Raw genomic sequence first — 11,348 nt, forward strand, 5'->3', positions numbered from 1 at the left:
TAAATATTCTCAAGAAGAGGTGCATATTTTTGTAGCTGCTGCGGCGAAATATCTTCAGCGCCTCCAATGAGCTTATACAGCGTATTATAACGATGCTTGTTTCGCTCAAATGATGGATCTTCAAAAACTGAAAATTTTTCAGCAAGCTCTTCCCCCTCATCATCTTTTCTTTTGAGATCAAGCAAATATTTGAGCACAACGATTCGTCTCTCTGACAATGCGCTCACCGTAGCTTTTATATTTTTAGCAATAATTTTAATTTTATCGTTGCTTAAAAGTTCTTTTCTCTCGGCAAAGCCTTCTACAACATAAGTGGCAAGTCGAAAGGCGAGAAAATTTTGAGCATCGCTGTACTCTGGCGAAAACAAACGTGTGGCAAGCTGATAATATTGAGTTCGAAGATCCTTACGAACACGATAACTCTCATAAAGAATATGAGGTAAAGTTCTTACCTTCTCAAGCAATTGATTATAGGCAGTCAACCTCTCCAAAAAATCATTTTCACTCAGATTTTTTAATTCATCTGAAATATCTACTCTAACGTTATAACCATTATGGACATAATCTCTCTGCACAGAAAGTGTAATATATTCCCTTATTACCTTTTGCATTTCAGGCGTGATTTTTTTTTGATAAGCGAGGATTCCAAAAATCGCGATTTCGCTGTACAAATTTTGTTTTGGTTCATCAAAACAGCGAGCAAGATTTTCTTGGTAATAAACGAGTGAGCTTACGGTTTGATTCTCTCTTCGCACAACATATGCAAAATCAACTAAACCGTTATGATCAAAATCTCCAATTTTCGTTTCGAGCAATTTTGAATTGCGTGGCAAGTCTCTTGGAGAAAACAAACTTAAGTCAGAGGAGCATGGGTTTCCATAGCTCACACTCATTCTTGTAGGGGGGAAGCCAAGTCCACCAGATTTATCATAAAATCTGTCTGGAAGAGGAAAGCCATATAACGGAGCTAAGCGAAACACACCTTTTTCCCCAGACCTTACTTCAAGCGTTTTCCCCTCTTCAGGAAAACCTGGTGGGATTGAGACCCCTTCAGCAAGGGCCCCTTCTTGCTCTTCAATACGAAACAGAGGACCAATTCTACGATCTCCAATTAGTGCATTGTCGGCTGAAATAGTTCGAATTGTTAGTTTTAAGTTATTTTCTGCCATAATTGATACCCGTGCATTGGTATTATCGGCAGAAAGTTAGGCTTAAGTTGCTTCTTTGCACTAAAATGACGCTCCTTTAACGTGACTACCTTTTTCTAACTACACGTTGGTGCATCTGTTCCACCCAGGCCTTTGTAGGGGTTGCAGCGTGGGCTTACTCTGAATTTTTTTAAAGTTTCTTGAACATCTTTGTCTTTAGATTCTGAAAGTTTTCTTCCCACTTGAGAAATAATTTCAAAACCAAGTCGCTTCAAAATGCGTTTGAGAATGAGCTTGTGGTGTTCGCTCCATTTCGCAGTAGCTTTTCCTTCGAGTTGATCTTTCAAGCTTTGATAGTCTTTAGCAATGGTTTTGAACGCTTGTTCAAGTTCTTTTGTTTTGCTGGCATCCATTTTCATTGCAGCGTCGATATTTTTCATCAGATCGGAAAGCGGTTTTAAGTCCATGCTTTTTTCTGTGGTTGTCTTCATTCCCTGCAATGCCTTAAGCGCATCGGTCCAATTTCTTGCGTATTCAAGATGAAGGTCAATTTCGTGCATCACATAAATGTTGTGTAAGCCGGCGTCATTTTTCACAAAAGGTTTTGCTTCTGCAATAAAGCGAATTCTGTTCTTCAGCACTGTTGTTTCATCTTCTGAATGCGGTTCAAGATCAGGCGTGCCGGCGCGAATGGCTAAAAACTGGTATAGCTCCGCTTCCGCGCGGATGGGATTTGGTTTTTTTTCCATCCACTTTCCAGATTTAGCAACAGCAAGGTCGTACCATTTATCTATTTCTGCATTTCCTGCAGCGTATCGTTGATCAATGACTTGTCTCCAGCTTGCTCTATCAGAATTGCTGGGATCACCAACGCCGCAAAAATCAAAAAACATTTTGCTTCGTTCTTTATTTGAAATCGGAAGCCCTCTGCCGTGCATGATATTCCAATGCATACCTGCTCTCATGGGATCAGTTATTTGATCGCAAGCGATTAATTGCTCCATTGCATGTTGCACTTTTAAAGCGCCCCAAAAAATTTTTTGAGGGCTGAGTTCTTTTTGTGACGAAAACTTTTTTTGAAACGCTTCATCATAGGCAGCAATAGCTTCATTGGCATTGGCGTTGACCCATTTTCCGTTTTCGAATTTTTCGAAGCGGTCATCTTCATTCACTAGTCCATCTTTAATGGCCTTGTCATAGCAGCCCTTGTCCATTGGTGCAGATGCCACGATACACGAATCACCGTCGACGACGCGATATTTTCCAGAAAGCGTTTTGTTGAATTCCTCCACTTTAAGAGGCGTAAATGCATTGATTGAAAACTGAGCCATTTTTTGTTCCTTTTTTTCAAATTTGTGGACTGTTTTTGGATTAACCCCATTATCGGTTTAGCATTCGCAAAAGTTGTGTAAAAGAGTGAGGGTCAAAGTTCCATCTTAATGGAGAGGAATGCGAAAGCATGTAATGGCTATAAGCAATTGAAATTACTTAAAATATAAGACAATGATTTGCAGCAAAAATCTCTAATTCAACACAACTCCAACAGATCCGCTGAAGCTAACGGTTTCATCTCCGTCTGTTGCGGCGTCGGCGCAGTTGCTGAGGGCGCCTGTAGTTGCATTTACATCACAAACGTAAATGGTGTTGATGCTAAAAAAGGATCTGGGCAGGTACATTCGTGTGTTTGCTGTGTTTAAACTGAAAATCCAAAGGCCAGAAACTCCAGTAAAACCAGAATCAACACAATTGCTAAGAGCTCCCGTGCTTGCACTCACATCACATAATAAGACAGCGCCATCGTCGTGCACGTAAGCTTTGCTTCCATCTGCATTTAAGAGAACATGAAGAGTGTTCGCAAAAACAGCGCCTGCTCCAGAATCGTCACAACTATCAAAGAGCCCCGTTGACGCATTTATCGAGCAAAGAAATGCGGCGTTAGAATTTAAATCAGCCACATAGGCCATTGTTCCTAATGGATTTAGGGCTACACTGTTGGCAGTGAGAATATCGGTGTCACACCCTGTGGTAGCACAATCACTTAAGGTTCCTGCGTCTGAATCAACCGTGCAGATAGTAACAGCGCCTGAGCTAAGATTAGAAACATAAGCCAGCGTGTTTGTTATTTGAAGAGTTGCTGTGTTGCTCGTAAAGCTGCCAAGTGCTGCTGTGATGGTGCTGCTGCCTACTGTTGCTCCCGTTGCCAAACCAGTGCTGGCAATATGGTGGCGACATTTGTATCGGAAGAAGCCCACGTTACGGACGAAGTGATATCTTCTGTAGAATCGTCTGCAAAAGTTCCCGTGGCGGTAAATTGTTGTGTTTCATCAATGTGAACAGAAGCACTTGTTGGAGTGATGGCCATCGAAGTTAATGCTTGCACCGTGAGAGCATTTGTTTGCACGCAAGCGAGAGCATTTTCAAAACAAGCAACAAGTTTTTCACTAGAACTCACCGCACCAGAAATGGTGAGCTGTAATGTGCATTGCCCCAGTGCAGTTAAAGTTGCTTGCGCGGCGCAGGTGTCATCATATGTTCCGCCGCTTGTGACTTGTGTAACATTTGTGGGAATTGAATGGATGTAAATATTTCTTTGAGTGCGGGAAGTGTTATTAGTAACGGTAAAATAAGCAGTGACAGTGTTTCCAGAGACAACAAAAGAAGGAAGGGTTGTGCCATCTTTTACTTGAATGCTTAAGAGATTGCCCGTTGTTCTTCCGCAGTTTGTGAAAAATCCAAAGCACAAAACAAACACGAACATAAGCAAACGAATCATATCTTCCCCTTTTTTATCGATCTCTTCCAAATCAAGTCGGAGAGGCGTAAGCATATTTTTATTATTTTGGGGAATAGAAAAAGGAAAAGACGAAAGTTGACAGCCCTCTTCTGGCTCTATAGAAAAGCGCCAGGTTTTTATCCAAGTTTTTGATCTGCCCTGAGATCAGCATCCAGAAAGGTTTTTATGAGAATGCCTCCCAATTGTCCCAAGTGTAATTCCACATATGTTTATGCAGATGATCCGCTGTGGATTTGTCCGGAGTGCGCTCATGAATGGAATCAAGAAGATGCAAATTCAAGCGGAACGCAAGAATCTGATGCGAATATAAAAGATGCGAACGGCCAAGAATTAAAAGATGGCGATAGCGTGGTGGTGATCAAAGATTTAAAAGTGAAAGGATCATCCCAGTCGGTGAAGCGAGGCACCAAAGTAAAAGGCATTCGCCTCATCGAAAGCGACGACGGCCATAATATCTCCTGCAAAATCGATGGCATTGGTGCCATGAATTTGAAATCAGAATTCGTGCGGAAGGCTTAAGAGATTAAGACAAAAAGCCAAAAAGATAGAGGGGAATATTTTTTTTGTCTCCAATGAGGATGTTGTCCTTAATCACAAAGGCTTGATCAACATTTCGAACTTGCTTATCGCTTTTTCCCTTTCCTCCAACTTCGAAGGTAAATGCATTGCATTTGAAATCGCCTTGTTTTGTGTAAAAAGGAACGTAAGCGGCATGAAGAAGTTGGCTTAAGACAAACTCTTCTCGTGTATTTCCAACATCATTTTTTTTGCCCAGGCTGTGATTAATAGCAAATGAAAGATTAGGATTATCTAAGTAAACTTTTTCGGCATTTCGAATAAGAGCATGGCCTGTTTTTTCATTCATCAAAAATAAAAGAAGTCCGGTGTCTTTTAAAATCTGTAAATACTCAGCAGTGGTGGTGTGATCTTTAGAGAGGCTGTTTGCCAACTGATTAATGCTCATTGAGCCAGGTTTTGTTGTGGCAATAAAATAGAGGATTTTTTTGAACACTTCTAAGTTTTGAGTTTTTAACGAATAAAAAGAAGCGATATCTTCATAAATTGTTTTTTCAATCATGCCGATAATAATTTTGGCAAAGTGTTCAAGCTGTTTATATTTATGCGAAAAAGGATAATAACCTCTTTCTAAATAGGTTTTGAAGTGACCTTGCATTTTGGGAATGAGCGCAAGTTTGTTTGCGATTGAAATATGGTTTTTTGTTAATTCTTCTAAAGAGTATTTTTTAAAAGATTGGTGAAGTGTAAATTCAAGGTATTCGCGAAACGAAAAACCAAACATGTGATGCAAAAGAGCTCTTCTGGATAAATCGTATTTTCCTTTTACGAGATCGATGCTGGAGCTTCCAGAAAACAAAATGTTGATCTGAGGGTATGAATCATAAATGTTTTTGAGTTCCTGATTCCAGTTTTGATATTTATGAATTTCATCGATAGCAATAAGTTGGCCATCGAGTTCTTTTACAAACTGATCAACCAGGGAAACAAGCGAGTGCTCTACAAAATAGAGGTTGTCCGCCGAAACATAAAGCTTTTGGCTTGGTTCTAAACGGCTTTGAGATAAAAAGTGGAGGAGGAAGGTTGTTTTTCCCACTCCACGAGGACCAACAATGCCATTTAGCCTGTCTTCGAAGACAAAATCGCTATAAAAATTGCGGATATAGACATCTTTTTGGGCAGCGTTTAACCTCTGATAAGTTTCTATAAGGGATTGCATGGAAAGATGATATGCAAATTTTTGAGTATACTCAAGATTTTTATCACATTTTTTTGAGTGTAACCGAAATAATGGCTGTCTGAAGCCAAAAAAATTTTAGCAGATTTTCCCTACATTTACCTCGAGAACGAGTTCACGAGGTTTTAATACATGAGGGGACATATGATTTTTTTGCGATCTTTTTATTCTTTTGTGGTGCTCTCCACGCTTTTGTGCAAGGAGTGCACACTTCAATCATTTTAAAAGGAGATGTTCACATGGCAGAGTTAAAAGGATTAAAAAAACCAGTAAAATTGAAACCAGAGTTGGCAGAGTTCTTAGGCAAAAAAGAATTGCCGCGCACTGAAATTACTAAAAAATTGTGGGACTATATAAAAGCCAACAAACTTCAAACGAAAACCAAAAATGGAAAACCAGAAAACGCTGGAAAATTTATTGTAGCAGACGCAGCGCTACTTCCGCTTTTCAAAAAAACAAAATCAAAAAGCAAATCAGGAAACCTCACAGACTTAACCGGAATGAAAGAAGGCCAAACGGTTGACATGATGCAAATGGCCGCGATTGTTGCTGCTAACATCGAAGCTTAAGCTGAAAATAATTCATAAAAACGCGAACTCACTTGGGTTCGCGTTTTTTTTATTCCTCCTCTAAACGCAAATGCTGCGCTTAAAAAGCAAATGTCAGGTAAGTGCCTGGTATTGGGCATGTGAGAGAGAATGATGTCTAATGCATATTCCGCGTTCGTATTGTAAAGTTAGAAAAATTCATTCCCAAGAAGGAGATGTAGATGAAGAAAAAAGCCTTAACCTTGTCCGCTATTCTCGTCGTAATATTTTGTGCAAGCATAGCAAAAGCAGTAGAACCTTGGCCGGGGGAACCCTGGCAACAGTCAACCGTGCTCACATCGCTGGATTCCGATCTTCAAAACAACTTAAGTGGCGCGCACTGGAACGAAGCTACCAGAACGTTGTGGCTCTGCCTCAATGGCCCCGCAAAATTTTGGGCGCTGGTTGAAGATGGAAATGGTTCCTTCAAAGTTGACACTCAAAACGGAAGCCGTGCTGAGTGGACCGTTGTGGGCGACTTGGAAGGCATTACGCAAGTTGATTTGGAAGAGTCCTCAGTTTACGTGATGGATGAATCTCAAGGCACAATTAGAAAGTACTCTGTTTCCGCGCCTGGAGCTGCAGTGTTACAGCGTCAGTGGAACATTTCTCCACATATTCCCGTTTACAGTGGTGGAGCTGGGCCCGAGGGCATTGCCTTTGTTCCCGACAGCTCACTGCAGTTGAACGGTTTTGTGGATGCCAACGGCCAAGCCTACACCAGCCAAAATGGAATGGGCGGTTTGATGTTTGTGGCGCATCAACGTGGCGGAGCGGTGTATGCGTTTGATCTCGATGCCAACAGTAACACGTTTGATTTTGTGGGCGCATACAAAACTTCACGTACAGAAAGTAGCGGCTTGGAATTCGACCGCTCGAGTGGAAAAATGTATGTGTGGCATAACACCAATGGTAATTTTATCGAAGTGACAGACCTCACTTCTTTTGTTGGCGCAGACGGACAACGCCATTTCACCAGCATCAAAGAATACCAAGGGCCAAAAGGCGGAAACCTTGAGGGCATCGCGCTTACGCCAGCTTCGTCTGGAGAGAATTCATTTTTTACCACCGATGATGACAACCAAAATGGTGCAGCCCTTATGTGGTTTCAACATTTTGAACCAGAAGTTTTAGGCGCGGACACTTACAGCACCAACCAGCAAACACCTTTGGCAGTTGCACTTCCGGGCTTACTGCAAAATGATTTTGGTGTTGATACTGCAATGCTTGTAGATGAACCAATACACGGAAGCCTTCAAGATTTAAGTGCAGGTGATAGTTTTGATGGCTCATTTGTATATCAACCCAATCCGAGTTATGCCGGAAAAGATATTTTCACCTACGCTTCCGCAAATGGTGGTGAAGAAGTGAAAGTAGAAATTAATATTACGCCAGTGCAAACCTTAACGATTCCTATTGCAGCATCTGTGAATGATGTTGAAGAACGTGCTGATGGAAGCATGTATACCAACAGCAGCGATTTGGAATTGGTGAAAGAGAACACGGTTCAAACCGTTGGTTTGCGTTTTACGGGAGTAAATCTTCCAGCGAATGCAACGCTTTTGAAAGCCTATATTCAATTTACGACGGACGAAGTGAAAAATGAAGCTGCAGATTTAAAAATAGAAGCGGAAGCTGTAGCAAGTGCTGCTTCGTTCATCACAGAACGATACAATCTTTCTTCCAGACCTAGAACGGAAGCAAATGTTCAGTGGCAGCCGCAAACATGGTTGGCCATTAACGAAGCGGGTGAGAAGCAGCAAACATCAGACCTTCGTCCCTTGATTGAAGAGCTTCTTCAACAGCCAGGTTGGCAGCCAGGAAATAATATTGCTTTCATTATTTCCGGGAGTGGAAAAAGAGTTGCAAGATCATTTGATAAATCCCCAGGCATGGCGCCACGACTTGTGGTTGAATATGTAACTGACAGCGAACAGCCTGTTGAAGCGGCTTTGAGCTCGGTCGCTGTAAGAGTTTCATCTGATATGAATGATGTGGAAGAACGTGCCGATGGAAGCATGTATACCAACAGCAGCGATTTGGAACTTGTTACCGACGGCGGAGTTCAAACCGTGGGCATGCGTTTCGAATCTCTCAGCATTCCGGCTGGTGCTGAAATTGTGAGTGCCAGTATTCAGTTTACCGTGGATGAAGTTTCAAGTGTTGCCACGGAACTGAGCATCCAAGCTGAAGATGCAGCAAACGCAGCTGCGTTTGGCACCAATGTTCATAACGTAAGTAATCGTACACTTACTTCATCTGTAGTGGAGTGGTCGCCGGAAGCATGGACCATTGTTGGAGAAGCGGGCGATAAGCAAAAAACTCCAGACTTAAGTGCAATGGTTCAAGATATTGTCGATCGCAATGATTGGCAAAGTGGAAACGCAATGGTGTTTGTGATTACAGGCTCAGGAAAACGCACGGCTGAATCCTACAGAGGCAGTCCAGCTCAAGCACCACTCTTGCGCGTGGAGTTCAGAACGAATTAAGGTTTTGTGTTGAGGAAAGAGAAAAACAAAAACGCGAACTCACTTGGGTTCGCGTTTTTTTATTCAAGGCCTGAGAGGCTGATGTGTTTTATTTCTGTGGTCTCGCTTGTTCTTCTTGAAGCTCGCGTAAACTTTCAATGACGGTTGCAGAACTTAGCCCATGCCCTCTTAACGCGAATCTTTCAAGAAACCCAGCATCGTGAAGAAGAGGCCCTGCCACTTCAAGAAAAAGAGATCGTGCAAATGCAGAGCGTAGTGCAGCTCTTGCCATGAGGGGAAGAACAGGTGGTAAGTCAAAGGTGTGTTGAGCACCATCAGCAGTACGAAGAATTTGCATGTCTGTGTTTGAATACAGAACAGAAACCCATCCCGCTTTTTCAGGTACATAGAGAATGTGGCTAGATCTCCAGTCAGCTAATCCTCCAAATACTTGCCCTGGGTGATCTGTTGGATAGCGGCAGATTGCAGCTTTATTGAGTGCTGCATCAACAAGTCTCTCTGCAGGTCTGCCATATCGATCGGTAAGAGAAAAAGTTTTGGCGGCAGCAGAAATAGTTATTCCACGAAAAGCTGCGATTCGAAAAAGATCTGCAGCTACTACCCTGCTGCCTGTGCGGGCGTCATGGTTGGTAAAACAAGCTGAAGCTGCATTTGCGAGCCGAACAAGTGGGAAGGCTTGACGTGGACTAAACATGCGGTTTCTCCTTGTGATCATTCTTTCTAAGCCGGAGGCTTCTCCGATTGCAAGGGATAAAATGGGATAGTGCATTGCCAGCTCAAGTAAACATGGAAAGGCTTTGGTGTTTAAGTGGGAGAGGTGATGTTTTTGGAAACAGAACTTTTAAGCGAGCGAACTTTTTCTAGAGCGCGAGAGAAAAAATCCACTTCTTTTTCTTGTTGATCTTTCGGAAGGTCTTCATTTTTTTGTAAAGCCTCGATGATGGCTGTAAGTGTTTTTTCGTATCCGGAGAGAATAGCTTTTCGTGCAGCATCATCCATTGGTATTGTTTTTTTAAAAAAAGCTTGTTCAATTGTTTTTTGTCCTTTCACATTTTCTTCAAGTTTATCCAAGTCGAAAAGCGAATGAATAAATGAAGCAAGAAACTCATCGATGTTTGCATGAGAGTGTCCAAGATCCTTTGCTTGAAAGTAATGTGATTCGTTTATAAAAAAGAAGAATGCCTGATTTTCAAAGTTTAGAGCATAGTCTCCAAAGGCCGATCCACCAGCATGAAGTATTTCATCACGTTCTTTTCCTTTGTAGCCTAACAAGTCTACGAAGGCAGTTCTTATTTTGGGGTCCAGAGATAAGCGCCGGGAAAAAATATACTTATGAAGTGTCTCATGGGTAGCTACTGTTTGAAGATGTTTTGGGGAGCTATTTTTTATTATTTCATAATAGAAATGAATTTCACGATCTCCGTATGTTGCTGATGCATTATTCATTTTAAAGCTATTCAGTTTAAGATCTGTTGTTAATCCATCCACTAGTTTTTCATGCACCTCTCGAATTCCCTCAGTAATAGCACTTACCTTTTCTTGAAAGTGTTGTATTTGGCTCCAGCTGTGAGGGGCACTGGATAAGTCTGATACTCTTATAGTGTTTTGATTTGGGTCTACATTTCCCCAAGCATGATAAGTCGCTTGTCTTATTTGCATGTGGTAGAAGTGAGGATCATCAGACGCAGGATTCGGGAGGTTCATTGTAAAGAAAGGATCTGCTTGGTCGGAGATTGGCGCCCCGCGGTAGCTATATGAATTTGAAAACGTTCCTAACAAATAAACAAAAACATTTTCATTTTCATCGATACTGTTGTCGAACAAACTTTTTTTAGTTTCTTCATCTAAGCCTACAGCAGCTAACATATCAGGAAAAAGCATGGTGTAAGATCCTTGCCTATCTGAAAGTGCAATTCTGTCAGCGTCAAATTGTTTCGCCGCTTGTCCAAATGCAACATTGTTGAAGTTGGCATTTAATTTCTCTTTGGAAAAAACAACAACACCAGTGACCCAGCCATTTATTTCTAAGGTATTATTATGAGCGAGTTGATCGGGAGTGAGAAAAGCAGATCTTGGTTTACCATCATGGACAAACGTAATGTAGAGGCCTTTTATGTTTGTGAGAACTTGGCCCGAATCTTGATCTCTTCCTGTTTGACTAAGCCGGTATAAGAACTGGGTTTGTTGAGGTGGGCTCTCTTCATTTGGAATGCTGTTTCGCATCTTGGTAATCAACTTATGATCGAATAAAGTTTTTTCTACGCCGCGATATTCTTTTGGAGTCCAGAGCGTGTTTGTACTGGTAAGGTCGAACAGACCGTCACGATCTTTATCTACTTCACTCGTTTCAAGTCTTCCATCGCCATTGGCATCAAGCTTTTTCAAAAGCTCTTGAAGAGCCATGTTTTGTGTAAGTTTTTCCAGTTTTATGCCCATAAGATCAGATTTCTCCCAACCCCCTTTTATCGGTTGAAGCCATCCCAGAAGTTGCGTGAAATAAACCGACCCTGCGAATTCAAACGTCAAGTGCAAGAATCCATTTGGAGAGCTTCGTAAGGAGTCTTAAAATTCAAGCAC

General features: G+C 41.7%; 10 protein-coding genes (1 of these 10 only partly in view). 3 read left to right on the forward strand and 7 right to left on the reverse strand.

Annotated elements, in window-relative coordinates; genetic code table 11:
* From COV43_08710 to COV43_08725, 4 genes are all read right to left on the reverse strand, one after another.
* On the reverse strand, window positions 1-1,169 hold the 5' portion of the coding sequence (locus COV43_08710) for a hypothetical protein (protein ID PIR24759.1). The gene continues 790 nt to the left of window position 1, outside the view; only the first 1,169 of its 1,959 coding nucleotides appear in the window; its start codon is at window positions 1,167-1,169; its stop codon lies beyond the left edge, outside the window.
* A 95-nt stretch (window positions 1,170-1,264) separates the two neighbouring features.
* Entirely contained in the window at window positions 1,265-2,479 is a 1,215-nt protein-coding gene (locus tag COV43_08715) for a hypothetical protein (protein PIR24760.1), read from the reverse strand.
* A gap of 192 nt (window positions 2,480-2,671) precedes the next feature.
* Window positions 2,672-3,352, reverse strand: coding sequence for a hypothetical protein (locus COV43_08720; protein PIR24761.1), 681 nt, complete (start codon window positions 3,350-3,352; stop codon window positions 2,672-2,674).
* Window positions 3,331-3,975, reverse strand: a complete 645-nt coding sequence (locus COV43_08725; GenBank protein PIR24762.1) for a hypothetical protein — start codon at window positions 3,973-3,975, stop codon at window positions 3,331-3,333. The genes COV43_08720 and COV43_08725 overlap by 22 nt, the downstream gene beginning before the upstream one ends.
* Before the next feature lie 132 nt (window positions 3,976-4,107).
* Here COV43_08725 and COV43_08730 point away from each other — a divergent pair, with 132 nt between their 5' ends.
* On the forward strand, window positions 4,108-4,461 hold the full coding sequence (locus tag COV43_08730; GenBank protein PIR24763.1) for a PhnA protein: 354 nt from the start codon (window positions 4,108-4,110) through the stop codon (window positions 4,459-4,461).
* A gap of 4 nt (window positions 4,462-4,465) precedes the next feature.
* On the opposite strand, the gene COV43_08735 is transcribed toward COV43_08730, so the two are convergent.
* Window positions 4,466-5,677 carry an ATPase gene (locus COV43_08735; protein PIR24764.1) on the reverse strand — a complete coding sequence of 404 codons (1,212 nt, stop codon included), beginning with the start codon at window positions 5,675-5,677 and terminating at the stop codon, window positions 4,466-4,468.
* Window positions 5,678-5,934: 257 nt separating this feature from the next.
* On the opposite strand from COV43_08735, the gene COV43_08740 reads away from it, so the two are divergent.
* Together COV43_08740 and COV43_08745 are read left to right on the forward strand one after the other, a co-directional pair.
* Window positions 5,935-6,264 (forward strand): hypothetical protein, encoded by a 330-nt coding sequence (locus tag COV43_08740; GenBank protein ID PIR24765.1) that lies wholly within the window; start codon window positions 5,935-5,937, stop codon window positions 6,262-6,264.
* 200 nt (window positions 6,265-6,464) lie between these two features.
* A complete protein-coding gene (locus tag COV43_08745) occupies window positions 6,465-8,771 on the forward strand; it encodes a hypothetical protein (protein ID PIR24766.1) in 2,307 nt (768 codons plus the stop codon).
* A gap of 88 nt (window positions 8,772-8,859) precedes the next feature.
* On the opposite strand, the gene COV43_08750 is transcribed toward COV43_08745, so the two are convergent.
* Window positions 8,860-9,465 carry a hypothetical protein gene (locus COV43_08750; protein PIR24767.1) on the reverse strand — a complete coding sequence of 202 codons (606 nt, stop codon included), beginning with the start codon at window positions 9,463-9,465 and terminating at the stop codon, window positions 8,860-8,862.
* 110 nt (window positions 9,466-9,575) lie between these two features.
* Window positions 9,576-11,207, reverse strand: coding sequence for a hypothetical protein (locus COV43_08755; GenBank protein ID PIR24768.1), 1,632 nt, complete (start codon window positions 11,205-11,207; stop codon window positions 9,576-9,578).
* Window positions 11,208-11,348 lie beyond the last annotated feature (141 nt).

The organism is Deltaproteobacteria bacterium CG11_big_fil_rev_8_21_14_0_20_42_23, assembly GCA_002796345.1.
Lineage (GTDB): Bacteria > UBA10199 > UBA10199 > 2-02-FULL-44-16 > 2-02-FULL-44-16 > 1-14-0-20-42-23.

What these genes read in the sequence shown, in the direction of transcription:
- COV43_08715 (PIR24760.1), bottom strand. Translation starts at nt 2,479, where the DNA reads ATGGCTCAGTTTTCAATCAATGCATTTACGCCTCTTAAAGTGGAGGAA.
- COV43_08725 (PIR24762.1), bottom strand. Translation starts at nt 3,975, where the DNA reads ATGCTTACGCCTCTCCGACTTGATTTGGAAGAGATCGATAAAAAAGGG.
- COV43_08730 (PIR24763.1), top strand. Translation starts at nt 4,108, where the DNA reads ATGAGAATGCCTCCCAATTGTCCCAAGTGTAATTCCACATATGTTTAT.
- COV43_08735 (PIR24764.1), bottom strand. Translation starts at nt 5,677, where the DNA reads ATGCAATCCCTTATAGAAACTTATCAGAGGTTAAACGCTGCCCAAAAA.
- COV43_08740 (PIR24765.1), top strand. Translation starts at nt 5,935, where the DNA reads ATGGCAGAGTTAAAAGGATTAAAAAAACCAGTAAAATTGAAACCAGAG.
- COV43_08745 (PIR24766.1), top strand. Translation starts at nt 6,465, where the DNA reads ATGAAGAAAAAAGCCTTAACCTTGTCCGCTATTCTCGTCGTAATATTT.
- COV43_08750 (PIR24767.1), bottom strand. Translation starts at nt 9,465, where the DNA reads ATGTTTAGTCCACGTCAAGCCTTCCCACTTGTTCGGCTCGCAAATGCA.
- COV43_08755 (PIR24768.1), bottom strand. Translation starts at nt 11,207, where the DNA reads ATGGGCATAAAACTGGAAAAACTTACACAAAACATGGCTCTTCAAGAG.